The following is a 24,506-nucleotide window of genomic DNA, read 5'->3' as shown; positions in this document are numbered from 1 at the left end:
CCCAGCCTAATCAATCGACCCACTTGAATTGAAAAGCTTATTTCGTACCAAACAGTTTGTCGCCTGCATCCCCAAGGCCGGGGATGATGTACCCATTTTCATCTAGTTTCTCATCAATACCGGCTACATAGACATCCACATCAGGATGTGCTGCCTCCAACTTGGCAATTCCCTCGGGAGCTGCGACCAAGAATATACCAATTATGTCCTTACAACCTGCCTTCTTCAGCATATCTATAGTGGCGATGAGAGTGCCACCGGTGGCAAGCATAGGGTCAAGAATCATTGCCTCCCGCTGTTCGATGTCCGCCACCAATTTTTCAAAGTAGGCAACAGGCTGCAGTGTTTCTTCATCACGATACAACCCGACAACCGATACCTTGGCATTTGGGACAGCTTTCAACACACCGTCCATCATGCCCAGTCCCGCTCTGAGGATCGGCACGATGGTAATTTTCTTTCCTTTTATCCTGTCAACTTCTACAGGACCGGACCAGCAATCGATGGTGATCTTTTCCGCAGGAAGTTGCTTGGTGGCCTCATAGGTAAGCAACATGCCTATTTCAGAGGCTAACTCTCTAAAATCTTTAGTTGAAATATCTTTTTCACGAAGATGACCGAGCTTATGACGTACCAATGGATGGGTGATTTCATGAACTGCCATACAGCGCTCCTTTGTAATAAAATGGGATAAGAAAAAAATGATTTTGTTTGTAGCATGTTACAGCAGATCTATCCAGCGTAAAAAAAATGGAACCATAGGGTAAAACAACGATTAAGCCCGTAATAGCGGCACCACTCTCCGGGCTTCATAAATAAAAACAAACAGCCACACCAATGTGGTAGCTGCAGAATCGTCTTGCAATACCTGCCATTTACTGGAATGATCATTGAAGATTTAAAGTTTTGATACACTTTATTATCAGTAATTTCTACGGTTCACAGGACTTGCATGTCATCAGTCTTTTCTTCTGACCAACCGAGGCTCACCAAGCGCCCTCTTTTTTACTGGATCCTTCGTCGACATCACGGATGGCAGCTTCTTCTGCTCGTCATCATCGTGGCTAGTCTTTTTTTCCGAGTCTTTCCCTTGGAAATGCAGAAACGGATCATCAACGAGGCCATTTATCTTAAAAATATAGAATTGCTCTTTCTCTACTGCGGACTCTACATGGGAGCAATCTTACTGGCCGGGCTGACCAAGTACGCGATCAATGTGCTGCAAACCATTATCGGCCAAAAAATTCTGGTGGAACTGCGGACAGAACTCTACCACCATGTATTGCAACTTCCCCTTCAATTTTACAGAAAAATGCAGCCGGGAACCGTTATCTCTGCCATGACAGCAGAACTTAATGCCATCGGTTTCTTCCTAGGTGGTGCCATTACCATCCCCTTGACCAGCATACTCAGCTTACTGGTCTTTCTCGGCTTCATGTTTCACCTCAGCCCACTGCTTGCCATGCTCTCGGTGACGGTTTACCCGTTTGAATTGATTGTTATCCCTCTTTTACAAAAACGCTACAACCACTATAATAAGAAGCGTATCGCTACGACCAGGTCCATGTCCAACGTCGTGAACGAAGCGATCAGCGGACTCCAGGAAATTCACGCCAACGGCAGTTACACGATTGAAGAAAAGAGGTTATCGACTTATATCCATATTCTTTACGATCAGCTCAAGCGATTATTTGTCATAAAATACGGAATCAAATTCGCCAACAATCTTTTTCAATCCATTGGTCCTTTTATTCTGTTTCTCGTTGGCGGCTACCTGGCCATCCATGGTGAGTTCACCCTTGGCGCCCTGGTCGCCTTTCTCTCAGCCTATGAAAAAGTCTATGACCCCTGGAAAGAAATGCTTGAATATTATCAATCATTTCAAGATGCCAAGGTGCGTTATAACCAGATCATGACCATATTCGACCAAAAAATCGAACATCCACTTCTTCCAGACAAACGTCCGCCCCACCACTTGCGGGGAAAGATTGAACTAAAAAACGCTGGTTTTTCAGTGGGTAGCGGTCTCAAGCTCCTTGATAACATCACCATGAGCATCCAACCAAATGAACAAGTTGCTCTGGTTGGTTTTTCAGGATCCGGCAAATCCACTCTTGCCCTGTTAATCGCGCAGTTATACAATATTAACCATGGGCTCATTTTACTTGATGACATGGACATCGCGGCAATGAGTAAATCCGATATAAACCGCAACATAACCATGATCGCTCAACGTCCTTTTATTTTCACCGGAACCATTCGGGAAAATCTTCTTTATGCAGTACAAGCTACAGGTGAGCAGGAACAGCAACTTCCAGAACGAAAGGATATTTTACAAATCATTCAAGACGTTGGCTTAACAGAAGATATCCTCCGATTCGGCTTTAATACCGTTATACCTGAAGAGCGCGTAAAACCTATAAAAGCCTCTCTTTTAAGAATGCGGCAAATTATTAACTCTGAGCTGCGCGAACCCTTCTCCAAGGTTGTCGAACCCTATGATATTAATGCATTCATGTCGTATGCCAGCCTCAAAAGCAACCTCCTTTTTGGCGAAAGTCTCACCGAAACGTATGCACTCGACAACCTGCCCTACAGTAAAACCTTTCGTACGTTTCTCCTTAAAAACAAGCTTGAAGAACCCCTCCTCAAACTTGGCTTGACCATTGCTCAGACCACTGTCGATATCCTGCGAAACCTCGGAGATGATGATTTTTTCTTTCAAGGCAGCCCCATGGAGCCCCATGAGCTGGAAGAATTCATTGCTTTACTTAAATCCTCCAAGGGGCATATGCCGCACAAAAAAAGTGCTATGGACCGTTTGCTTCATCTGGCATTACGCTTTATCCCGGCAAAACATAAAATCACAACCATGAGTGATAGTTTAAAAGATCAGATCCTCGCCGCGCGACATGATTTTCTCAAAAACACTATTCAGCTCGACATGGAAGCCTGTAGCCGTTCCACTCAACTCCTTCAGCAGGATGGAGCCATAGTTGCACTCCCTGCGTATGAGCAACAACGAGATTTCATCCCTTACTGCCCATCGGAATACCTGTATAGTCACTCGCTACGAGACAATATTCTTTTTGGCGCTTCCAAGCAGCAACTTCGAGACCACCAAGATCTCCTGGAACTGGCAATCAAAGCTTTTGCTCGTGAAGGACTCATTGATGAAATTCTGGACATTGGTCTTGACTTTGAGGTAGGTAGCCAGGGTGATCGTCTATCCGGGGGACAAAAGCAAAAGCTTGCCATAGCTAGATCCCTTCTTAAAGAGTCAACTATCCTGATCATGGACGAAGCAACAGCAAGCCTGGATAATACCTCCCAGGCTCAAATCCAGCACCTTCTTGAAAAAAAATATCGGGGCAAAAAAACAATCATAGCTGTCATCCACCGCTTGGACCTGACTCCGGGATACGATAGAATATTCGTATTAAAAGGGGGATCGCTGATCGAGCAGGGAACCTATGAAGAACTCATGGCAAAACATGGCGCATTTTATGAACTTACCCAAGCACACTAGCGACAACTGCGAAAACGGAAAATGTCAGATCCAGGAAGCACTGGCTCTCCTCCAAAAACTCTCATTGTTTCGTGATACCCCGCTTGATATACTTAAACTCTATGCGTATCTTAGTAAAAAGCATGAGTTTAAAAAGGGCACACTAATCATACAGCAGGGCAAGCTCTGTCAGCAGATGTATTTGATTATCAAAGGGCAGGTATCCATTTACGAGGAATACAACGGCATCAATTATAAGCTCCAACAACTTGAAGATGACGGGTTGAATTATTTTGGAGAACTTTCGTTGCTGACAAGTATTGACTCGTTCTTTTCGGCATGGGCTGAAACCGATGTGATCCTGCTCAGCATCACAAGAGAAGCTTTTCAAAAGGTGATGGAGCGATATCCGGATATGTACAGTAAAGCGATTGAAAAAATCATTACTTTGCGCATAGCAAGATCCACTGACCAAACAAGAAGACTGATCGAAAAAACGAGCCCTCATGTTTGGCACGACAGCGACAGTAAACTCAAAAAGTAAAAACATCGACTACACGGAACAAGGCATGAAAGTATTCTTTTACTCCGTCCTCCTCTCACTCTTTTTTTTTCTTCCCCCAATGGAAGGACACTCTGCAATAAAAGCACCAAAAGAAATTGGCGGTTTTAAACTGGGGACGTCGATAGATGACTATGAATTCATCAGTTACAGAAATTTTCTCAAACAGGTCGTGGTGGAAAATGTTGGTGCGTTCAGAAAGGGTATCATCGAATACGGCGTGTGCGAACACCCTGGTAAGATAGTCAGGATAAAACTAAAATATGCTGACACCAGTGAATCATTTTATCGGCAGTTGCTTCAAAAATACAAACAACAATTGGGAGAACCATCAAAATACACAGGTGATTCTTTTGGCATCCTCATGGCATGGAAATGGTTTTTTACAGATGAGGCAGGTGAAAGCATCTCCCTGACTTTGCAGTATAACAAAAAGAATCTTAATGAAACACTGGGGAGCATGGTTAAACTTTCAATGCCTGATCGGATTAACGCCGAACGTTTATGCTTTAATAAAATGTGCAACACTAGAGAAACAGCCTCGCCCGTCCCGGAAGAAGAGCACTGGGAGTCATTTATTCCCCGCTAATCCTTACAGGATTCCACGAAGGTCATGTATCGGCACCTCTTGAACCCGGAAAGGTTTCTTCCATAGCCACTTTTTCTCCCCTGCGATGCCTGGCACACTATATAATTACAAAAAAATCGCCTGGAACGGTATGTCTTTTGACATACCGGAAAACTGGCATGCCACTGTCATATTCAAAAACTATCTTTTTTTTGAAAAAAACGACAAGCCTGCCTTTGATATCAAGTGGCAACCTGTTCAGGGGCGTTTTTCGTCATCTTCGATCCTCAAACAGTTAAGCAAAGCAGACAAAAACCTTTCTCTTACCCCCTGGGAATTGCCGGACGCCTATACAGTGCATCTCAATCCCTATCAGCCTGCAGGTTTTAAGTGGGATAATAACACACACCATCACGGCATTTTGCTCTACCATGCATCTTCGCGCATAGTTATTATTCTCCGCTTCCTTTGCTATCAAAACAGTGAACTTCCCACGTTCACCCGCCTCCTGCATACCTTAACAAACGATACTCATAACGGACTGGTTCCGTGGGCCGTTTTTGATATCCAGGCTTTACTGCCTTCCGGCGCTATCCTGGAAAACCATGAATTTTACCCTGGGAAATACTCTATTGTCTTTTCTCTTGACCGCCGACGACTGGTCTTACTCCGTTTCAAGCCCGCGGCTGAATTACTGCGCTCAAAGACACTTACTGACTTTGGAGCACATCTGGCTGGTCAGGCACAGCCTGTTGCCACCGTCACTCCCCACACAGCTCAATGGTCGTACAGAAGCAGCGGCTGGCAAAAAGTGCAGGCAACTCTTGCGCGCAAACCTAGGTACAGGGACCTGCACCTTTCCCATCACATTGATACGAATATCATTCTCGGCATACTCATAGAAGGGCATAAACCCCTCCCTCCGGAAACGACACAGCACATTATTGACAACTACAGACCTTACCCTTTGAGCAATGTCAACCAATCAAAATAACATGCCACAGCCACTCAGCAGAAAAGAGGCTCTTGAATGCATACCGCTGCAAAATCCAAGGACCGAAGAAGAGGAAAACCAGGAGGGGTTGCTCCTTACCTACCCTGTTGAAGTGAAGCCCTTTTTCCATACATTAGTCAAAAGGGTCACAGGAAAAGACACAAGTAATATCCGCAGAAAAATCCAGCTTGATCAAATGGGAAGTTCTGTGTGGCAGTTAATTGACGGCCAACGGAGTGTCCGTGACATAGCGACAAATTTCCAACACCGGCATCAACTCGACAATCGTGAATCAGAAATTTCAGTAACCAGTTTTCTCAAAGAACTGGGAAAACGTGGCCTTGTGGCAATGAAGCAAAAAGATTGACGGTTGACACAGATTAACCTATTGCCCAGGAGTCGAGGTGTTCACTTTGCTCATCAAAAACCGTTTTTGAATCTGCTGGAGATCATTCCAGGTTGCGCGTTTCATCTCTTCATGGGCAAGAAGAAAACGGGGATGAAAGGTGACCATCACCTCCACTGGATGTTCTTCGTAGTAACGATATCGGCGAAACGTCCCACGCAAGCGAACCACGGGTTCGGTTGTATCAAGAACAGCTTTAGCGCTTAAGTCGCCCATGGCACAGATAACAGCTGGTTTCACCGCCGCAATTTCACGTGCAAGATACGGCCGGCACTTTTGCAGTTGCTCGTCGCCGGGGATAATACCGTCGCTGCAGCAGCATTTGATGCAGTTTGTAATATAGACATCTTCCTGTTTAAGCCCCAGGGCACTTATCATTTTGGCAAGCATCTTATCTTCTGCCATGCCAAAGAAACACGCTGCTTGCTCTTTGCTTGTATCAAGGCAGTAATCACCGATAATCATGAGGCTCACCTTGTGGGGAAACCTTACAGGCAGCCCCAGGGGTACACCTTCACTCAAGGAGCATTGAACACAATCAGCAATGTTCTGAAAAATCTCTTTGACAGCTTTTACGTTCGTGCCGCTTGATGACGCTCCAGACACCTTTTGAGCAGTGACGGGCTTCTTTACTTTCTTACGTGCGGGTAAAGGAAGCGGAGGCGAAGAAGGACGGGAGCGACGAGTTCGCAGCGTGATTTTTTCAAGCCCTTCTACCATAGGATATGCCCCAATCCCTACCTGTTGGTGAAACAGGAGTAGTCGACGCAGATCATTGCCCATCCTGACGAGACGGCAAGCATCCGGTTGCGGCTTTGAAGAATGAGCCTTTTCTCCCGCTGTTTTATTTTTGGCTGACAAAATTTACTCCTGTGTTTACTGTTCACCTTAAACAGGTTTTCCATTAACGGTAGTTTGTCACGCCGAACAGCTACATCCGATTGCTGTTATTGCAGACTCACTACGTAAACGGATCGCATAGATTCAAACAATGACCTATATATTTCCAGCAGAGGTAACAAATGCCTATTTATGAATATGAATGCAAGGACTGCAAGCACCAGTTTGAAGTATTAACGACCCAGTCGCAGCAGACTGAAGATGTCAAATGCCCTCAGTGTCAGAGTACGGATGTAGTAAAAAAGATGTCTGCTTCCAGTGTTCGCATAGGGTCTTCGGCACCGTCCTCTCTGGGTTCAGCTTCACCTGGATGTTCTTCCACATCCGGTTTTTCCTGAGCGTAAAAGATATGGGCCCGGGTGGCCTATACAACAAATAGGGTGTGTGCAGCGAAGGCTGCACCCTTTAACTGCAGCAGGCGAGACAAACAGAAGTTGAAAAAAAGAAGCTATTTCTTCTTATTATATCGATTGAAATCGTAAACTTCCTCGTTTTTTTTCAACATACCATGTTTTTTCCTGGCCAAATTCTCGATACAGGCATCGTCGGTTTTCAAACGATGTATTTCTTCTGTAAGAGCATTATTGGCCTCTTGCAAACGAATATTGTCCTGGGTTAATGTTTGTACATTTCGTTGCAGCTTATAGTAGTGCAGCAGCCCTCTTCCCGGCATAAAAAGAAGTAAAAGCAGACCACATGCGGCAACCAGCAAACCAATACGCCACAATATCTTCCTATTACGCTGTACCTGCCGAAGATCTCTACGCTCTGCCATACTTTAACATCCCCTACCAACACCCCTGAAAATGGTACCATGAACGATTACGTTGAAAAATGCCTGGTCAGTGCCTGCCTTACAGGGCTCTCGACACGATACGACGGAAAAAGTAAAAAAAACCATTCCTGCATGCATTGCCTGCAAAAAACTCTCTGGATACCGGTCTGCCCGGAGCAATTGGGAGGATTACCAACACCTCGACCAGCCGCTTCAATTATTGGTGGCAATGGATTTGATGTTCTTAAGGGCAAGGCACACGTTCTGGATTGTAATAATAACGATGTCACCTCAAACTTTATTCAAGGGGCAGAGCTGGTTCTCTCCATTGCCCAATCCCAGAAAATAACGACCTGCTACCTAAAATCACGCAGCCCCTCCTGTGCTATCAATGGCAATGCCGGCGTGACGGCAGCCTTGCTTATACAGCAAGGTATACACGTTCTTGAATTCGATTAACCCGTCAGGGGCGCTCTTGTTTTTCGTTTTCCCTTGTTTCCTGTGCATCTTCCGCTGGAACAGGTACACTGGCTTGCGCTTTTTCCAGCCTGAAAATCCGTATCAACAGGATACCGGCTTCGTACAGCAAGTATAGCGGTCCTCCCATCAGTGCCATGTTTACTATATCTGGCGTAGGGGTGAGCAGCGCGGAAAGAATGGCAATACCGAGTACTGCAAATCGCCTGTTTTTCTCAAATGCCCGACGGGTAAAGACACCAACCTGAGCACTAAAAATCATAAATACCGGCAGCTCAAAAATAACCCCAAACGCTAGAATAAACAATGTGATAAAATTGACAAATCGACCGATGGAGATAACTGCCCGCATATCCTCAGACTGAAAACTCAACAAAAATTGGACTCCATAGGGCAAGGTGACAAAAAAACAAAAAATGGTTCCTGCGTAGAAAAGACTACAGGTAGCTGCCACAAACCAAAAAAGACGTCTGCCGGTAACGTTGAAAGGCTTCCCCATGGCCTTCCATAAAACATAGGTCAACAAAGGCATCAAGACATAGATCGCCCCCAAAAAAGAGACCTTAACATGCGCAAGAAAAGGTCCGGCTACTGAAAAAAAATAGAGCTGTTCATCCAGATGCTGCTGAAACAAAGAGATCAATCCGCTGGAAAGCGCAAAAATGCAGCCGGTCATGACCAGCAGACTTACGGCCGACAGCTTGATCGACTTTCTCAATTCCGAGAGAAAAACAATAAGGTTCTTACTAACTTTCACAATATACAATTCCCAAGACAGGGTGCGACAAAAGTGGTTGAAAAAAAGACAGCCTCACAACGAGCCTACCATACGCTCAAAGACGATTTAGTTCAAATAAAGGTATACAGGTAGCGAAGACTCTGGTTAGCTCAAGCTCTGCAGAAAAAGTTTTTATACTGTAACGACAAGTAGATGGTGCGTTGCGTGTTATACAAAACACCACGGTATCGAAGACCAATAGATCGACGATCCCGTCCAAAAATAACTTCAGAAACTAGCAGACCAAAACCATTATAGCAATCTAATGTAGCGCTGCAAAAAGTTTTGCCGTTGGCAGCCCAGCCTCTGTCTTTCCCTTTTTATGGAAATGCTCAATTGTCCGGCTCGGCTACACAAAAAGCAACTTCAAAAATAAGTCATCCGGCTTTAGCGGAATCAGACCTTATTGCCGTTGCGTTTACAGAAAAGCCATGATAATAAAAGAGGTTGTTTTTTTAAATTGTTACTCCTTCATTAACTCCTGCACAGTGTATTCCCATGCTAGAATTACGGTTTATCAGAGAGAACCTGCAGCTTGTCCGCGAAAAAAGTATCCTTCGGGGGATTGATCCATCTCTCTTCGAACATTTTTCGGAGCTAGACAACCAACGACTTTCGCTCCTCGGTCAAGTTGAAACCTTGAAAAATAGACGCAACACTGTTTCCAAGGAAATCGCCCCTCTGAAACAGGCAGGAGAACATGAAAAGGCCGAGCCACTTATCCGGGAAATGCGGGAAGTTGGTGATCAGGTCAAATCAATTGATAGCGATCTGGCTGAGATCGAGACGCAATTAAGTGATATAGTCCTCTCCATTCCCAACTTATGTGACGATACTGTCCCCCAGGGAAACGATGACAGCGATAATGTTGAAATCAAAAAATGGGGAAAGATACCGTCTTTTTCTTTTACCCCTAAACCACACTGGGAGATTGGAGAAGACCTCGGCATCCTCGACTTTGAGACCTCAGCGAAATTAGCCGGGGCCCGGTTCTCACTACTCAAAGGTTTCGGTTCACGCCTTTCCCGTGCTCTGGTGAATTTTTTCCTTGATCTACATACCCAAAAACATGGCTACACTGAAGTACTGCCCCCATTTATGGTCAATTCAGCCACCATGACGGGGACAGGCCAGCTGCCTAAATTCAAAGCAGACTTGTTTAAAATTGAAGATTGGGACCTGTGGCTTATTCCCACAGCTGAGGTTCCTGTTACGAATATCCACGCAGGCGAGACCCTGCGTGAAGACCAACTCCCACTGTACTATACAGCCTATACCCCCTGTTTTCGGTCAGAGGCAGGCTCATACGGCAAGGATACACGCGGACTTATCCGCCAACATCAGTTTGAAAAGGTAGAACTCGTTAAATTTACAACTCCGGAACAATCGGAGCAAGAGCACGAACGTCTCCTTGAAGAAGCTGAAACAGTACTCCAATTGCTGCAGTTACCGTACCGAGTGGTCAATCTCTGTACCGGCGATCTCGGCTTTTCCGCCACCAAGACCTATGATATCGAAGTGTGGCTGCCAGGACAGAACGCTTATCGCGAGATCTCTTCCTGCTCTAATTTCCTCGACTTCCAGGCAAGGCGGGCCGGGATCCGGTATCGGCCTGATGGCAAGAAAAAAAGCAGCCTGGTCCACACCTTGAACGGATCCGGCCTTGCTGTTGGGCGAACCCTGCTCGCAATCCTGGAAAACTACCAGCAAGAGGATGGCTCTGTAGCCATCCCCGAAGTGCTCACACCCTATTTCGAAAACCGTTTTCTTTCATAACGGCCAACAGTCAATCCTGCAGCGATGGAGGGACGGTGCTTTCTTTACCGCCGTCCTTCCATGGCAAGCTCAATCAATTTGTCTAAAAGCTGAGGAAACGGCAACCCAGCCTCGGCTGCGGCCTGCGGTAAGAGGCTGGTTAGGGTCATCCCTGGAATAGTGTTGGTTTCGAGCACAAAAATGCCATCTTGGTTGACAATCATATCAGTGCGACTGTAACCACGCAGTTGTAAGGTGCGGTGGGCTGTAATAGCATATGCCTGCGCTGTATCACGTATTTCTTCACTCACCTCTGCCGGACATATTTCTTGACTTGCTCCAGCCACATATTTGGCCTCATAATCAAAAAAATCAAACCGGCTATCCGGAATAATTTCCACAAGAGGCAATGCTATCAGCTCGTCATTACCGATCACGCCAACAGTAATTTCCCTGCCCTCTATATACTCCTCAACCATAACTTCATCATCATGCTTGAAGGCCAGGTCCAGGGCTGCTGAAAGGGCTTCTTTTTCCCGGACTATAGTCATGCCGATGGAGGATCCCTGTTTTACCGGTTTTACAACATAGGGTAAATTCAGTTGCTCGTTAATTCTTTGCGGAACTTCCCGGTCCTCCCTCTCGGCCATTACCCACGGCGCAACAGGTAATCCATTGAGCCTATATAAAATTTTCGCCAGGTTCTTATTCATTGCCAGAGCACTGCCTAGAACCCCTGAACCCTGATAAGGTATGTCAAGCAGGTCTAAAAATCCTTGAATAGTGCCGTCCTCGCCAAATAAACCATGGAGCAGCACAAATGCGACATCGATATTTTCAGCATTATGGGCGATGGTTTCCAAATCAGTTGCGGGGTCATAGCGAATCACATCATACTTGTTACCATCCAGCTCTTTTTCAACCCCTGCAGCACCGTTTAATGAAACTTCACGCTCATCTGACTTGCCACCGGCTATAAGCGCCAATCGAATTTTTGCCATAATCACCTCCTTGCTGTTATATAATTCCTGCATTCTACCACTTTGGACAAAAAATGCATTATCACTCAATTATCTTTACAGTTCTGCTCTTTATGCAGCACAACGAACCATAGTCCCGAATTCCTCCGCAAAAAAAGAGCAGTCATTATGCAAAAGTCACCGAACTTTGGTGCAATTTTATTGACACGTGTATTCATTTTAAGTAGATTCTCTCTCTTGAATACTTTTTCAACCCCTAATAATAAATAGCACTCTAACAAGGATGTGATTCAATCATGATCGAAGTAGAAGTCAAAGGTGACCTTGAATACGCAATTCGGCAATTGAAGAAAAAACTGCAAATTGACGGTATCAAGCGAGAGCTGAAGCGACGTGAATTTTATGAAAAACCCAGCGTCAAAAAACGCCGCAAAGCTGCCGAAGCACTACGAAAACTTCGTAAGTTTAACCGGATGAAAAATCGAGGTTAAACAAAAATGTCCTGGTCAAAAGCCAGGACATTTTTGTTGGAAAACACGCCATTCATCACAAAACAATAGATCTACCCGCCCACCTCGAACTTTTCCTGCAGCATCTTACTGTTCAGCGAAGGTTAGCCCATAATACAATTGAAGCCTACCGCTCCGATCTTCAGTTGTTTATATCTGTTATTGCCGAACAACATGTTACAAGCTGTGCTGCGGTAGACAAAAAGCATATTCAGCTTTTCTTTGCACATTGCCATAACAAAAAACACAGTGCACGTTCCAGTGCGAGGCGACTTGCAGCGCTGCGTGCTTTCTTTGCCTATCTAGTGGCACAGGGAATTATTACCACCAATCCTCTTCTTGAGCTTGATTCACCGAAAATCGGACGTAACCTACCCAAAGCTCTGCACCTAGAGGAGATTGATCTGCTGCTCACCCGGCCACTTCTGCCGACTCCGATCAATATACGCAACTGGACCATGATCCACCTGCTCTATGCAACAGGGGTCAGGGTGACGGAACTGGTTTCCATCCCCTTAAAAGGATGCAATCTGGCCACCTGCCATCTACGCATACTTGGCAAGGGCAACAAAGAAAGGCTAGTCCCTTTTGATGCAAAAACAGCGGCCTGTATTCGAGAATATATGGAACGTGCGCGGCCAGCCATGGTGAAAAATCGCACCAATACGATGCTCTTCCTCTCCAATCGCGGCAGAGCAATGACAAGAAACAGATTCTGGCAAATTCTTAGGGAAACGGCCAGGGCTAGGGGGATAAAACAAGATATAAGCCCGCACATGCTTCGCCATTCCTTTGCAACTCACCTCCTGAGCGGTGGAGCAGACCTTCGCTCAGTGCAAATGATGCTTGGTCATGCAGATATTACCACCACCCAGATATACACCCACATTGATACGGACAGATTAAAATCAATCCACCAGCGCTTTCACCCCAGAGGGTAGTGGTGGCAAAAAGAATCATTCCTCTTTCTGTTTTACACTAAGCAATGGGCCGGGCTGATCCTGACGGGCAAGATGCACTTCGACATTTCTGCATCCAACAAAAGCTTTCTCCGCCTCAGAGAGCACCAAATCAGGGTGATTGTTCGTCTCACTAATATGGGCCAGCACCAGGTGCTGTAGAACCCCTTGGGCTAAACTGGAAGCAAACCGCACTGCCTCACCATTTGCAAGATGACCATTTTTTGACTGGATACGTTGCTTGAGCACCACTGGGTAAGGGCCATCCCTCAACATCCGGGGATCATGATTTGCCTCAAGAATCAACGTACTGCAAGATCGGAGGTGGTAGTTGATAAGTCTGGTTACCTGCCCGGTATCAGTACAGTAACCAACGCAAAAATTGTCGGTGCGGATGACGAACCCAACGGGATCCGCCGCATCATGGACTACGGAAAAAGGATGAACCTGCAGCTCGTTAACAGTAACGACTTCCCCGGTTGTAAAGGACTGCAACATGGTCAACTTGCCTAGTTTACGGTGCGCAGCCTGATAGGTTCCATTATTTATAAAAACCGGCACCCCATAACGCCTCGACAACACACCGACACCGGCAATATGATCATTGTGCTCATGGGTGACAAATATTGCGCTCAATCCCACCGCAGATCTATCGATTACTGCCAGTCTGCGCTCTATCTCCTTACCCGAAAAACCGGCATCAATCAGAATCCGGGTTGAGCCATACTCAACATACGTACAGTTTCCCTTACTGCCACTGCCAAGAACACAGACCTTCATTATATGTTTTGCCTTGTCAACGAATACCTGTGTGCCCAAAGCCACCATCATTTCGTTGCGTTGTATCCAACGCGTCGACAACTTCAAGATTGGCCTGACAAACGGGGGCCAGCACGAGCTGCGCTATTCGGTCGCCACGATAAAGGGTAAACTGTTTATTTGACAAATTCACAAGTGCTACCTTAATTTCCCCTCTATAGTCGGCATCAATGGTTCCAGGAGCATTGATAACTGTAATACCAAACTTTATTGCAAGCCCCGAACGTGGACGAACCTGTATTTCATATCCAGCAGGAATAGCCACCGCAAAACCAGTCGGCACTAAAATCCTCGCTCCTGGTTCCAGTATCATCGGTTCGCTGACAGCGGCGGCTACGTCCATCCCTGATGCCTGGACCGTTTCATACGCAGGTGGTGCTAGATCTTTATCCCTTTCGGCATCTATCCACGAAAAACTAACCTGTACCTTTTCCATCTTTTTTGGTCACTATAATAATATGGAGAACAAAAGAGCCGGCTTCCAACGTATCGGAAACCGGCTCTTGATCTTATATATTTACTTAGACTACTATTCTTCACCTTCTGCGAGAGCAGCCTTACGACTCAGGCGAATCCGTCCACGACCATCAATCTCAATGACCTTGACTCTGACCACATCCCCTTCTTTAAGAACGTCAGTCACTTTATTCACCCGGCTGTTTTTCAGCTCAGAGATATGAACCATGCCATCTGTACCAGGAAGAATCTGGACAAATGCTCCGAAATCTTTGATGGTTTTCACTTCACCCTCATAGATTTTTCCGACCTCGGGTACCGCAGTTATTTCTTCGATCCGCTTCACAAGGGCCTTGGAGGATTCACTGCTGTTACTGAAAATCTTAACGGTTCCATCATCTTCAACATCAATTTTAGAATCAAATTCTGCGGTCATTTCCCTGATAATTTTACCGCCGGGGCCAATGATATCACGGATTTTGTCTGGATTAATCTTGATGCTCACGTACTTAGGCGCATGATCGGCAACGCCTTCACGTGGTATTTCTATGGCCTCAACCATTTTACCAAGTATGTGAACCCTGCCGTTTTTGGCCTGCTCAAGGGCCTTGCCCATAATTTCTCGGTCTACACCATCGATCTTAATGTCCATCTGGAGCCCGGTTATCCCCTTTTCGGTCCCGACAACTTTAAAATCCATGTCTCCCAGGTGATCCTCATCACCCAGAATATCAGTCAGGATAACGACATTGTCTCCTTCCTTGATCAATCCCATGGCAACACCGGAAACAGGGGCCTTTACAGGAACACCGGCATCCATCAGCGCAAGACTAGCGCCACACACAGTTGCCATTGATGAGGAGCCATTTGATTCCAGCACCTCTGATACAACGCGCATTGTGTAAGGGAATTTATCCGCCGCAGGCAACACTTCACTCACACCCCTGCGGGCAAGGGTACCGTGTCCGATATCACGTCTACTTGGACCGCGTAAGAATCTAACTTCCCCAACACAAAATGGAGGAAAGTTATAATGCAACATAAAACGGCGATAGACATCCCCGCTGAGCCCTTCAAGATGCTGTTCATCACGCTCACTGCCCAAAGTTGAGATAACCAGAGCTTGGGTTTCACCACGAGTAAAAAGAGCTGACCCATGGGCTCTGGGCAATATGCCGACTTCACAGCTGATAGGCCTGACCTCTTCAAACGATCGACCATCAAGTCGCTGCCCCTGGGAGACAATCCGGTCCCGCATAACATGTTTTTTATAACTGCTCAGCAGATCAAAGACCTCTCGCTCATCTTGGTAAAGCTCCGGGTCTACCTGGGCAAGCACTTCTTCTTTAAGCAGGTCATACCTATCGCCACGGGCTATTTTCTCGGCAGTGGTGACGACTTCCTCCATTCCAGAGGCGGCAAGTGCTTCAACGGCGGCTTTAAGAGGCTCATTTACCACAGGCACAACTACTTCACGCTTGGCTTTTCCTACCTGCTTTTGCAATTCCAGTTGCAGCTCGATCAGCGGTTGAATCTTTTCATGGGCATAAAAGATAGCTTCAAGAACAACATCCTCTGCAAGCTCACCAGTCTTTCCCTCTACCATTACTACAGCAGTAGGGGTTCCAGCGACGACCAGATTCATTGCAGATTTTTCTAACTGCTGAGTAGACGGATTTATTACATATTGACCATCAATGTACCCGACCCTTGCCGCTGCAACAGGTCCGGCAAAAGGAACATCGGAGAGCATTAAGGCTGTAGAAGCCCCATTCATAGCCAAAATATCCGGATCAAATTCCGGGTCTGCTGAAAAAACAGTGGCAATCACCTGGGTTTCCGACATATACCCTTCAGGAAATAACGGCCTGAGTGGCCGGTCTATAAGACGGCAGGTGAGGATCTCTTTTTCACTGGGCCGGCCTATCTCTCGTCGGAAATAACTGCCTGGAATTCTACCGGCAGCATACATTCTTTCCTGATACTCGATGGTCAGAGGCAAAAAACCCATATCTTTGGTTTTTTTATCAGCAACGACAGTAACCAATACGGTGGTGTCACCACTGGAAACGACCACAGACCCACTGGTTTGCTTGGCCATTTTTCCAGTTTCAAAAGTAATCTTCCGACCACCGATCTCTGTTTCAATTAAACTATACATAGATTCTCCTGTTCCGAACTTGTCGGAACACAATAGGAATAGATGAACCTGTTACAGCTGTATTTGGTTACAAAGCCACAAAGGATGTAGCGATAAAAGCAACATGCGCATTATCTCTGCATCCTTTGTGTCTTTATTTCCTTTCATTTACTGTAACAAGGTCCGGGCAATATAAACGGGCAGAGAACCTTCACCGGTTCTCTGCCCGCAAATTTTATTTACGGATACCGAGTTCTTTAATGAGTTCCCGATATTTAACAATATCTTTTTTCTGCATGTATTTCAGCAGACTTCTGCGTTGACCAACAAGTTTCAAAAGACCGCGGCGAGAATGATGATCCTTGCTGTGTGTCTTGAAATGATCAGTCAGGTACTTAATCCGGTCAGTGAGCAATGCAATCTGCACCTCACATGAACCGGTATCACCTTCATGGGTTTTGAATTTTTCAATAATCTCTTTTTTTACTGCTGTTGACTGTGCCATTAAGCACCTCCATTTTTCCTTCTGCTACCAGCAAAGCGTTTTCCCTCAGCCTTGACTGGAGTCTGGATAAATTGCCCTTGTACCGAAATCAGAGGGATAACTTCGAAGGACATGTAAACATTATTCACCACTATGCAATGCACATGGATGTAATTTGTGATACTCCTGCTCACTCTTTTCAATGGCTGTTTCCACTGAAAGCATGGTCGAAGCTAAACTGTGCAGCCCGTTCTCTTCCACCAAATCAGTACCGCAAACCCCCTGCTCTACTCGAAAAGGACCGCTTACAGTCCGCCTCAGCGCTGTAAGATGGGCACCACATCCTAAAAAACGCCCTATATCTTCGGCTAAAACACGAATATAGGTTCCGCGACTGCATGTAACTTCTATTTTTAAACAATCTTGAGCATGCAGGGAACCGATCAGTGAATAAATTTCAATCGGCTTGGGTGGTTTGGTAATCACTATACCTTTTCTGGCATAGTGATAAAGAGGTTTACCCTTATGTTTGGCTGCAGAAAAGGCTGGTGGCGCTTGCATCTGTGGGCCTATAAAAGTACGCAGACACTCATCAACATCGACCTGTGATAATTCAGGCACGGCACACGTCGCCGTCACGTCTCCTTCAGGATCTTGAGTCGTAGTCTCTACACCAAGTTGAAGAGTCGCTTCATAGGTTTTACGCCCGACCATAAATCGATCAATATTGCGGGTTGCGGGTCGACCGGCACAGATAATCAGCAAACCACTGGCAAACGGGTCCAGCGTCCCGGCATGCCCGACCTTTTTGATGCCGAGTAACTTCCTTACCCTGCGCACCATGGCAAAAGAACTGAAGTCCACCGGTTTATCGACAAGAAACACTCCTGCTGTAAATTTTTGTTCCTTTAAGGCGAACAAGCTCCCTGTTTCATTTTTCAAGCCATTGCCTGCTGCAATAACGGTACAAGCAAATCCCGCACTTCGTCGATACTTTTATTATGACATCGAAATCCGCTGGCATTTTTATGACCTCCGCCACCAAGCTTGGCAGCAACGGCAGCCACATCACACTTTCCCTTTGCACGCATACTCACTGAAACTGAATGTTGATCGGCTTCCTTAATGAAAACAGCAACGCGTACGGAGCGTACGGAGCGAGGCAGGTTGATAAAATGTTCGGTGTCTTCCATGGTAGTAAAGGTACGCTCAAGCATATTACGGGTCACCCTGATCACGGCGATCCTATCCTTGTGGTACATTTCAAGACCGGCCAAAACCTCTTGGAGGAGGTGCAAACGACCCAGGGTATAATTATCATACAGATTGGAGCAGATGACCGCTGGTTGTACACCGCAAGCAATCAAATCACTCACTACCTGCATCGTATGTGCACTGGTTGATTCGTATTTAAAAGATCCCGTATCAGTAGTTATTGCAGCATAGAGGCATTCGGCAGCTTCCGTTGTTATTTCCCGACCAAGGGACCGGGCTAGATCGTACACCATTTCTCCGGTCGATGATCGACCGGGTTCAACCCAGGCAATGCCACCAAACCCATTATTTCCCTGATGATGGTCGATAACCAAAAATGGTTGTATCTGTAACAAATGCGGACCATTCTTGCCCAGTCGTTGTCGGTCCCCACAATCAAGGGCAACACCAAGAATATTACCTTGCGCCTTATCGACAAAATCAGCTAACGCGCCCAGATCGGTTTGGATATGACCACACCCGGTAAGAAACCGATAAAGCGGACTTACCGGTTCTTCGAGATAGGCGAATACTTTTTTGCCCATCCCCTGTAAGATATGCATCATCCCCAGCAAGGAACCGATGGCATCCCCATCAGGATTAATATGAGTGGCTAAAACAAGATTATCGGCTTGCTGGATTGCCGCCTGTACCTGTTCAGGAGTTGCCATCTTTTTTATCCTTTTCTATCTGGCGAAACAATTCATCGATCCGCTCCAACTCCTCGTTCTGGTCGTCATAAGAAAACAGCAGCTCCGGAGTGTAGCGGAGATTCATGGTATGGGCCAGATGACTGCGAAAAAAACCTTTCGCTTTGGTCAATGCCTTTTTCACCGGGCCAACATGCTCACCCGCAGGTAAAGTAAAATAAATTTTTGCATACTTCAGGTCAGGTGCAACCACAACATGGGAAATTGCAACAGATGCCAACCGCGGATCACTCACCTTCTGCAGCAAAATAAGAGACAGTTCATTTTTTATAGCTTCTGCCACTCGTTTTGGCCGTGAGCTCTCAGGACGCCCAAGTCCCGGCAGGTTAAAATCAAAATCCATCAATTCAGTCAGATCCGTTTACAGGGTTGCCTCGATCTCGTCAAGGACAAACGCCTCTAGATTATCGCCAAGTTTAATGTCGTTAAAATTCTCGACGCCAATACCACATTCAAAACCGGTAAGCACTTCCTTAACATCATCCTTGAAGCGTCTCAGAGAGCCGATCTTGCCGGTATAAATAACAACACCGTCACGGAGCACACGAACGTTCGCATTACGTTCTATTTTCCCGTCAATTACCGAACAGCCGGCAACTATTCCCACTTTTGGCACCTGGAAAGTATTCCTTACCTCGGCAGTGCCGATTACGCGCTCTTCAAAGGTAGGATCAAGCATGCCAACCATGGCCTTTTCGATATCTTCCAAAGCATGGTAAATAACATCATAGGATCGAACATCTACCTGCTCCCGCTCTGCAAGTTCCTTCACCTTTACGGATGGGCGTACGTTGAAACCAATGATAATGGCATCAGAGGCAGCAGCGAGATGGATATCATTGTCGGTCACCGAACCTGTTCCCTCATGAAGGACACGCACCTTAATCTCACTGGTAGACAGTTTTTCTGCGGCTTGTCCAAACGCCTGCAAGGTTCCCTGCACATCGGCACGAAGGATAACTCTAAGCTCCTTCACTTCCTGTTCAGCCATCTTTTCAAACAGATTGTCGAGCGAAACTTTAGATGCAGAACCAAGTTCAGATTCCCTTGCCTTCAACTGACGCGAACCGGAAAGAGATTTCGCCATCTTTTCGTTACTGAGCACTACAAACTCATCTCCAGCCTGCGGTACGCCGGAAATACCCTGAACCTCAACCGGTATGGCAGGGCCGGCTTCGTCAACATTTTCTCCCCGTTCATTAATCAACATCCGTACTTTTCCGCTGAACATGCCGGCAACAAAATTGTCTCCAGCGCGCAACGTTCCTTCCTGGACAAGGACAGTGGCCACAGGACCACGCCCTTTATGCAGTTGTGCCTCAATAACGGTACCTTTGGCCTTTCGAGTAGGATCAGCCTTAAGTTCGAGAATCTCTGCCTGCAACTGAACAGCTTCCAGCAGTTCATTTATGCCGATACCTTTCTTGGCTGATGTCTCGCAATACATAGTATCGCCGCCCCACTCCTCAGGCAGCAGATCGTATTCGCCCAATTCTCTTTTAACCCTTTCCGGATCGGCATTGTCCTTGTCGATTTTATTGACAGCAACAACAATTGGAACCCCAGCAGCCTTGGAATGTGCGATGGCCTCTTTTGTCTGATCCATAACGCCATCATCTGCAGCAACAACCAACACCACGATATCTGTAACTTTAGCCCCTCTGGAACGCATTTCGGTAAATGCTGCATGACCAGGAGTATCGACAAAGGTTAAATCGCCGGACGGTGCCTGCACATGGTATGCGCCTATGTGCTGTGTAATACCTCCAGCTTCACCCTCTGCAACATCTGTTTTACGAATGGCATCCAAAATAGATGTTTTTCCGTGGTCGACATGCCCCATGACGGTGACGACAGGTGGGCGAGGCACGGCTTCGCCGCCTTTTTCCTCTTCCAGTTCCTGAAATGCTTCCATTTCCAGCTCTTCAGTCATTGCCTGCTCAACTTCGTATCCAAAATCAGCAGCAACCAGAGTTGCAGTATCAATATCCAGCGCCTGGTTCAGCGTTGCCATTACGCCAAGCTTCATCAAAGCAGCAATCAATTCATTAGCCTTAACACCCATCCGCTTGGCCAGATCACCGACGCTGATCGTTTCAAGCACTTTAACACGCCTTTTAATAGCTTTGGCTTCCGCTACAGGCTGTTGAACAGCCTTCTCTTTGCGACCACTATCTTTACGCCGTTTTCCCTTGCGAGGACGCATGTATTCGACATCCCCATTTTTTGAAAATTCGACCTTACCGCCTCGTCCTCGCTTATTTCCTTTGGTGGTTTTTTTAGCGCGGTTTTCATCTTCCGATTGAATAGCGACGACCCGTTTGCCTTTTTTCTTCCCCTTTCCTGCCGGGGGCGGTGCTTGTCCTGCTGGATCTACTGCAGCACCAGGTCTTTTATTTTGCACCGGTGCCGGCCTTGGTGGCCTGCGGGGAGGCCTTGCTTTTTTCTCAGCTGGTTTGGGAATCTCAACCCTTCCAATAACTTTGGCCAATTTCCGAGACTCTCTCGGTTGTCCGTTACCATTGCCTGCTACAGGTTTTACAACCTGCTTCGCAGCAGGCTCTTCAACAGATGCTTGATGCTGCTCCAAATCCGACTCCTTAACCTCTTCTGGTTGAAGAGCATCGCTTTCCGTCTCTTCTCCCTTTTTGACTTCATCAATTGCTGCCGGTTCGGAAACTTTTCCACTGGATACTTCCGGACCACCCTCAACATCAGCAGCAACCGTTTCATCAACCTGTACATCCGACGCGCTCTCTGCGTCTTCGCTGACCAACGACTCTGCATCCTCTTTCACAGACGGCAATGTTTCTTCAACTGCATCTACAGTAACTGCAGGTTGAGCGTCTACTGCCATTTCTTCCTTTTGGAGTTCAGCCTCCTCCTCCATCAGGGCAACAGCATCGGCTTCTTCCTGCTGTTTCAATGCTTCTTCTTTCTGCGCTTTCGAACGTCGCCTGACAATGGTAGTCGATTTTTTCTTGGAGGAGCCAGAGCGATCCTTAAGATCAATACGTCCCTCAGCCACGCCGGTTACAGCATTATCTTTAATTTTACGTCGGATATCTGCTGCCATATCATCGTTAACTGTTGAGCTGTGACTTTTAATAGGGTATCCCATAGCTATCAGCTTAGCAGCCAGTTCCTTACTTTTTAATCCGGCTTCTTTTGCCAGTTCGTATACACGGACCCTACTCATTGCATGCTCCTGTCTTCTTTAACGCGTCAGACTTTAAGGCGAAACGCACGTTTCAGCACTTTCTTATTTTTTTCCAGTCGTTTACGGCACTGCTCATCATCACAACAATACAGGCCACGCCCAGGCAGACGTCTATCAACGTCAACCACAAGCTGACCTTCCTGCAGACTCAGGCGAAGCAATTCCTGCTGTGGTTTTTTCGTTCCACAGCCCCGGCATGTCCGCACTGGATACGTTTTTTTTTCACGGTGTCTCACCGTCAGATTCCCCTGACTCTGCATCACCTGTCACTGATAAATTCAAGCCACTTTCTTCTTCAACCTGCACTGCTTGTTCAGCCGAATTTTCTTCAGCCGGCATTGCCGTTTCAGGTTTCATCTCAACGGCAGGCTCACAATTGACAGCCTCCTCTATACCTTCAGGTACCGGCACGAGGGCAGCACGCTCCAGGATGGCGGCGGCTTTTTCTTTATCCACCCGCACAATGTCCATCAGCTTTTCTTCATCAAGGGCAGCCAGCAAGGCAGAAGAAGTTATACCGGCAGCAAACAGCCTATCCGCCATGCCTTCATCAACACCCTCAATTACAGTCAGCGTTTTATAAGCGGGATTTTCCATATTGGCATAGCGCTGCTCACTCTTCACGTCAATTCGCCAACCTAGCAACCGAGAAGCCAGTCGTACGTTTTGCCCCTGCCTACCTATAGCCAGGGATAACTGATCATCCGGGACCACAACCAGCAAGGATTTTCGATCCTCGTCCACTATTACCATGGACACTTCTGCAGGCGCCAATGCATTATATACATATTTAGCAGGATCCGGACTCCAAGGGACAATGTCTATTCGTTCACCTTGCAGTTCCTGTACGACATTCTGTACCCGCGATCCTTTAAGGCCCACGCAAGCACCTACCGGATCAACATCAGACTCTATGGAAGAAACGGCAATTTTAGCACGAAATCCCGGCTCTCTGCTTGCGCCCATGATCTTCACAATCCCTTCTGCTATCTCAGGAACCTCGACCTCAAACAGTTTGACCAAAAACTCGTTACAGGTACGGCTGAGAACAAGCTGTGCATCACGAGATTCATGACGAACCTCTTGCAGAAAGGCACGAATCCGGTCTCCCTGTTTAAAAGAACGCTTTGGAATCTGCCCGTCTCTCGGCAAAATAGCATCTGTTCGGCCAAGGTTTATAACCATGTTGCCACGTTCAAATCGCTGCACAATCCCGTTGACGATAGTCCCTTCGCGATCACGAAACATATCGTATATGACATCCCGCTCGGCATCGCGCATGCGGTGAATAATAACCTGCTTCGCAGACTGCGCAGCTATACGCCCCAAGTCAGCGATATTATCCATTTTCTCACCGAGATCGTCGTCCAATTCAATTTCCGAATCAAGACGACGAGCATCTTCCAAAGAAATTTCCGTTTCTTCATCAAAGACATCGTCAACAACTGTACGGTATTGAAAGACCTCTATTTCGCCCAAATCTTCACTGAACTGGACCTCGATATCGCGTCGACTTCCGTACTTTTTTCGCACAGCAGATCGCACAGCCTCTTCGATGGCGTCTACAAGCAACGTTCGATCAATTCCCTTGTCCCGACAAATTTGATCAATGATGCGTTTTAAATTTTCCGTCCCTACCATTTTTTCACTCCAGCTCCGACAATCGCCTTTATTAACGGCAACCGTCTTGGCACATTCAATTCGCCGGCACTTACTACTATAATGTCAGACGAGCCTTGGATATCTTCGAAATATCCAGCAGTATTTTTTGCCCGTCCTGATCAAGAATAACCGAGCCTTGTTCAACGCCTTGCAAAATGCCAGTAAAAACCTTCTGGTCACCCACAGGCTCACGCATTTTTACCCGCGCCTTCTTCTCAGCAAAACGCACGAAATCTTTTTCTTTTTTTAATGGCCGCTCAGCTCCGGGAGAGGAGACCTCCAAGTGATAGGCGTGATCTATAACATCTTCCACTTCAAGATAAGCACTTATTTCCCGACTTACAGTAGCGCAATCGTCTAAGTTTACACCTTGTTCCTTATCAATAAAAAAACGCAGCACCCATCCGTGACCTTCACGCCTAAACTGCACCTCGACCAACTCGATTCCCATATCGGCCAAAAGTGGTCCGGCAAATGCTTCAATGGTATCAACAATTTGATTACTTGCAGTATCCACGACCTTCCCAGTCCTTTCCCAGCAGCCTATAAAATATTTTGCTCTGGAGAATTCCAAATTCTGCCTAAAAGAC

General features: G+C 46.5%; 25 protein-coding genes and 1 pseudogene. 10 read left to right on the top strand and 16 right to left on the bottom strand.

Annotated elements, in window-relative coordinates; translation table 11 throughout:
• Positions 1-37: 37 nt before the first annotated feature.
• Positions 38-664 carry a uracil phosphoribosyltransferase gene (gene upp / locus JWH17_RS04890; RefSeq protein ID WP_205221456.1) on the bottom strand — a complete coding sequence of 209 codons (627 nt, stop codon included), beginning with the start codon at positions 662-664 and terminating at the stop codon, positions 38-40.
• A gap of 288 nt (positions 665-952) precedes the next feature.
• Between upp and JWH17_RS04885 the strand changes: the two genes are divergently transcribed.
• The 5 genes from JWH17_RS04885 to JWH17_RS04865 all read left to right on the top strand — a co-directional run bounded on the left by JWH17_RS04885 (position 953) and on the right by JWH17_RS04865 (position 5,999).
• Positions 953-3,529 (top strand): ABC transporter ATP-binding protein/permease, encoded by a 2,577-nt coding sequence (locus JWH17_RS04885; protein WP_205221455.1) that lies wholly within the window; start codon positions 953-955, stop codon positions 3,527-3,529.
• Positions 3,507-4,052, top strand: a complete 546-nt coding sequence (locus JWH17_RS04880; RefSeq protein WP_205221454.1) for a Crp/Fnr family transcriptional regulator — start codon at positions 3,507-3,509, stop codon at positions 4,050-4,052. The genes JWH17_RS04885 and JWH17_RS04880 overlap by 23 nt, the downstream gene beginning before the upstream one ends.
• A 25-nt stretch (positions 4,053-4,077) precedes the next feature.
• The gene (locus tag JWH17_RS04875; protein WP_205221453.1) at positions 4,078-4,659 is read left to right on the top strand and encodes a hypothetical protein; all 582 of its coding nucleotides are present in this window, start codon (positions 4,078-4,080) and stop codon (positions 4,657-4,659) included.
• A gap of 130 nt (positions 4,660-4,789) precedes the next feature.
• Positions 4,790-5,632: a hypothetical protein gene (locus JWH17_RS04870; protein WP_205221452.1), complete on the top strand. Its 843-nt coding sequence runs from the start codon at positions 4,790-4,792 to the stop codon at positions 5,630-5,632.
• A gap of 1 nt (position 5,633) precedes the next feature.
• Complete coding sequence (locus JWH17_RS04865; RefSeq protein WP_205221451.1) at positions 5,634-5,999, top strand: PqqD family protein; 366 nt, start codon at positions 5,634-5,636, stop codon at positions 5,997-5,999.
• 18 nt (positions 6,000-6,017) lie between these two features.
• On the opposite strand, the gene JWH17_RS04860 is transcribed toward JWH17_RS04865, so the two are convergent.
• Positions 6,018-6,899, bottom strand: a complete 882-nt coding sequence (locus JWH17_RS04860; protein ID WP_205221450.1) for a uracil-DNA glycosylase — start codon at positions 6,897-6,899, stop codon at positions 6,018-6,020.
• 161 nt (positions 6,900-7,060) lie between these two features.
• Here JWH17_RS04860 and JWH17_RS24545 point away from each other — a divergent pair.
• Positions 7,061-7,150: pseudogene (locus JWH17_RS24545) on the top strand (FmdB family zinc ribbon protein); the annotation flags it as partial.
• 236 nt (positions 7,151-7,386) lie between these two features.
• Here the strand turns inward: JWH17_RS24545 and JWH17_RS04850 are convergent.
• Complete coding sequence (locus JWH17_RS04850; protein WP_205221448.1) at positions 7,387-7,713, bottom strand: FtsB family cell division protein; 327 nt, start codon at positions 7,711-7,713, stop codon at positions 7,387-7,389.
• Positions 7,714-7,752: 39 nt separating this feature from the next.
• Between JWH17_RS04850 and JWH17_RS04845 the strand changes: the two genes are divergently transcribed.
• Positions 7,753-8,172 carry a 2-thiouracil desulfurase family protein gene (locus JWH17_RS04845; RefSeq protein ID WP_205221447.1) on the top strand — a complete coding sequence of 140 codons (420 nt, stop codon included), beginning with the start codon at positions 7,753-7,755 and terminating at the stop codon, positions 8,170-8,172.
• A gap of 4 nt (positions 8,173-8,176) precedes the next feature.
• Here JWH17_RS04845 and tatC read toward each other — a convergent pair whose 3' ends face one another.
• Positions 8,177-8,947: a twin-arginine translocase subunit TatC gene (gene tatC, locus JWH17_RS04840; RefSeq protein ID WP_332468369.1), complete on the bottom strand. Its 771-nt coding sequence runs from the start codon at positions 8,945-8,947 to the stop codon at positions 8,177-8,179.
• Positions 8,948-9,466: 519 nt separating this feature from the next.
• Between tatC and serS the strand changes: the two genes are divergently transcribed.
• On the top strand, positions 9,467-10,744 hold the full coding sequence (serS, locus tag JWH17_RS04835; RefSeq protein WP_205221446.1) for a serine--tRNA ligase: 1,278 nt from the start codon (positions 9,467-9,469) through the stop codon (positions 10,742-10,744).
• 44 nt (positions 10,745-10,788) lie between these two features.
• On the opposite strand, the gene JWH17_RS04830 is transcribed toward serS, so the two are convergent.
• Complete coding sequence (locus JWH17_RS04830; RefSeq protein ID WP_205221445.1) at positions 10,789-11,724, bottom strand: D-alanine--D-alanine ligase family protein; 936 nt, start codon at positions 11,722-11,724, stop codon at positions 10,789-10,791.
• A 278-nt stretch (positions 11,725-12,002) separates the two neighbouring features.
• Here JWH17_RS04830 and rpsU point away from each other — a divergent pair, with 278 nt between their 5' ends.
• Both rpsU and xerD read left to right on the top strand, forming a co-directional pair.
• Positions 12,003-12,194: a 30S ribosomal protein S21 gene (rpsU, locus tag JWH17_RS04825; protein WP_369125042.1), complete on the top strand. Its 192-nt coding sequence runs from the start codon at positions 12,003-12,005 to the stop codon at positions 12,192-12,194.
• Between the two features lie 11 nt (positions 12,195-12,205).
• Positions 12,206-13,153, top strand: a complete 948-nt coding sequence (gene xerD / locus JWH17_RS04820) for a site-specific tyrosine recombinase XerD (protein WP_269755815.1) — start codon at positions 12,206-12,208, stop codon at positions 13,151-13,153.
• A 15-nt stretch (positions 13,154-13,168) separates the two neighbouring features.
• Here the strand turns inward: xerD and JWH17_RS04815 are convergent, their stop codons facing one another.
• The 11 genes from JWH17_RS04815 to rimP form a co-directional block, all read right to left on the bottom strand.
• Positions 13,169-13,951 (bottom strand): MBL fold metallo-hydrolase, encoded by a 783-nt coding sequence (locus JWH17_RS04815; protein WP_205221444.1) that lies wholly within the window; start codon positions 13,949-13,951, stop codon positions 13,169-13,171.
• A 16-nt stretch (positions 13,952-13,967) separates the two neighbouring features.
• Positions 13,968-14,426: a dUTP diphosphatase gene (gene dut, locus JWH17_RS04810; protein WP_205221443.1), complete on the bottom strand. Its 459-nt coding sequence runs from the start codon at positions 14,424-14,426 to the stop codon at positions 13,968-13,970.
• A 93-nt stretch (positions 14,427-14,519) separates the two neighbouring features.
• Entirely contained in the window at positions 14,520-16,607 is a 2,088-nt protein-coding gene (pnp, locus tag JWH17_RS04805; protein WP_205221442.1) for a polyribonucleotide nucleotidyltransferase, read from the bottom strand.
• Positions 16,608-16,821: 214 nt separating this feature from the next.
• Positions 16,822-17,091, bottom strand: a complete 270-nt coding sequence (gene rpsO, locus JWH17_RS04800; RefSeq protein WP_205221441.1) for a 30S ribosomal protein S15 — start codon at positions 17,089-17,091, stop codon at positions 16,822-16,824.
• 120 nt (positions 17,092-17,211) lie between these two features.
• Positions 17,212-18,012 carry a tRNA pseudouridine(55) synthase TruB gene (gene truB, locus JWH17_RS04795; RefSeq protein ID WP_232370905.1) on the bottom strand — a complete coding sequence of 267 codons (801 nt, stop codon included), beginning with the start codon at positions 18,010-18,012 and terminating at the stop codon, positions 17,212-17,214.
• On the bottom strand, positions 18,009-18,995 hold the full coding sequence (locus tag JWH17_RS04790; RefSeq protein ID WP_205221440.1) for a DHH family phosphoesterase: 987 nt from the start codon (positions 18,993-18,995) through the stop codon (positions 18,009-18,011). The genes truB and JWH17_RS04790 overlap by 4 nt, the downstream gene beginning before the upstream one ends.
• Entirely contained in the window at positions 18,982-19,377 is a 396-nt protein-coding gene (rbfA, locus tag JWH17_RS04785; protein ID WP_205221439.1) for a 30S ribosome-binding factor RbfA, read from the bottom strand. The genes JWH17_RS04790 and rbfA overlap by 14 nt, the downstream gene beginning before the upstream one ends.
• An 18-nt stretch (positions 19,378-19,395) precedes the next feature.
• On the bottom strand, positions 19,396-22,233 hold the full coding sequence (infB, locus tag JWH17_RS04780) for a translation initiation factor IF-2 (RefSeq protein WP_205221438.1): 2,838 nt from the start codon (positions 22,231-22,233) through the stop codon (positions 19,396-19,398).
• Positions 22,234-22,259: 26 nt separating this feature from the next.
• Positions 22,260-22,490, bottom strand: a complete 231-nt coding sequence (locus tag JWH17_RS04775) for a YlxR family protein (RefSeq protein WP_205221437.1) — start codon at positions 22,488-22,490, stop codon at positions 22,260-22,262.
• Positions 22,477-23,895, bottom strand: coding sequence for a transcription termination factor NusA (gene nusA, locus JWH17_RS04770; RefSeq protein ID WP_205221436.1), 1,419 nt, complete (start codon positions 23,893-23,895; stop codon positions 22,477-22,479). The genes JWH17_RS04775 and nusA overlap by 14 nt, the downstream gene beginning before the upstream one ends.
• Before the next feature lie 76 nt (positions 23,896-23,971).
• On the bottom strand, positions 23,972-24,433 hold the full coding sequence (gene rimP, locus JWH17_RS04765) for a ribosome maturation factor RimP (protein ID WP_319549401.1): 462 nt from the start codon (positions 24,431-24,433) through the stop codon (positions 23,972-23,974).
• Positions 24,434-24,506 lie beyond the last annotated feature (73 nt).

The sequence above is a fragment of the Desulfogranum marinum genome, from assembly GCF_016918565.1.
GTDB classification, from domain to species: domain Bacteria; phylum Desulfobacterota; class Desulfobulbia; order Desulfobulbales; family Desulfobulbaceae; genus Desulfogranum; species Desulfogranum marinum.
This window is presented reverse-complemented; position numbering and strand designations above follow the sequence as displayed.

Coding starts and splice junctions, on each gene's coding strand:
- upp (WP_205221456.1), bottom strand. CDS start 664: ATGGCAGTTCATGAAATCACCCATCCATTGGTACGTCATAAGCTCGGT.
- JWH17_RS04885 (WP_205221455.1), top strand. CDS start 953: ATGTCATCAGTCTTTTCTTCTGACCAACCGAGGCTCACCAAGCGCCCT.
- JWH17_RS04880 (WP_205221454.1), top strand. CDS start 3,507: ATGAACTTACCCAAGCACACTAGCGACAACTGCGAAAACGGAAAATGT.
- JWH17_RS04875 (WP_205221453.1), top strand. CDS start 4,078: ATGAAAGTATTCTTTTACTCCGTCCTCCTCTCACTCTTTTTTTTTCTT.
- JWH17_RS04870 (WP_205221452.1), top strand. CDS start 4,790: ATGTCTTTTGACATACCGGAAAACTGGCATGCCACTGTCATATTCAAA.
- JWH17_RS04865 (WP_205221451.1), top strand. CDS start 5,634: ATGCCACAGCCACTCAGCAGAAAAGAGGCTCTTGAATGCATACCGCTG.
- JWH17_RS04850 (WP_205221448.1), bottom strand. CDS start 7,713: ATGGCAGAGCGTAGAGATCTTCGGCAGGTACAGCGTAATAGGAAGATA.
- JWH17_RS04845 (WP_205221447.1), top strand. CDS start 7,753: ATGAACGATTACGTTGAAAAATGCCTGGTCAGTGCCTGCCTTACAGGG.
- serS (WP_205221446.1), top strand. CDS start 9,467: ATGCTAGAATTACGGTTTATCAGAGAGAACCTGCAGCTTGTCCGCGAA.
- JWH17_RS04830 (WP_205221445.1), bottom strand. CDS start 11,724: ATGGCAAAAATTCGATTGGCGCTTATAGCCGGTGGCAAGTCAGATGAG.
- JWH17_RS04815 (WP_205221444.1), bottom strand. CDS start 13,951: ATGAAGGTCTGTGTTCTTGGCAGTGGCAGTAAGGGAAACTGTACGTAT.
- dut (WP_205221443.1), bottom strand. CDS start 14,426: ATGGAAAAGGTACAGGTTAGTTTTTCGTGGATAGATGCCGAAAGGGAT.
- pnp (WP_205221442.1), bottom strand. CDS start 16,607: ATGTATAGTTTAATTGAAACAGAGATCGGTGGTCGGAAGATTACTTTT.
- rpsO (WP_205221441.1), bottom strand. CDS start 17,091: ATGGCACAGTCAACAGCAGTAAAAAAAGAGATTATTGAAAAATTCAAA.
- JWH17_RS04790 (WP_205221440.1), bottom strand. CDS start 18,995: ATGGCAACTCCTGAACAGGTACAGGCGGCAATCCAGCAAGCCGATAAT.
- rbfA (WP_205221439.1), bottom strand. CDS start 19,377: ATGGATTTTGATTTTAACCTGCCGGGACTTGGGCGTCCTGAGAGCTCA.
- infB (WP_205221438.1), bottom strand. CDS start 22,233: ATGAGTAGGGTCCGTGTATACGAACTGGCAAAAGAAGCCGGATTAAAA.
- nusA (WP_205221436.1), bottom strand. CDS start 23,895: ATGGTAGGGACGGAAAATTTAAAACGCATCATTGATCAAATTTGTCGG.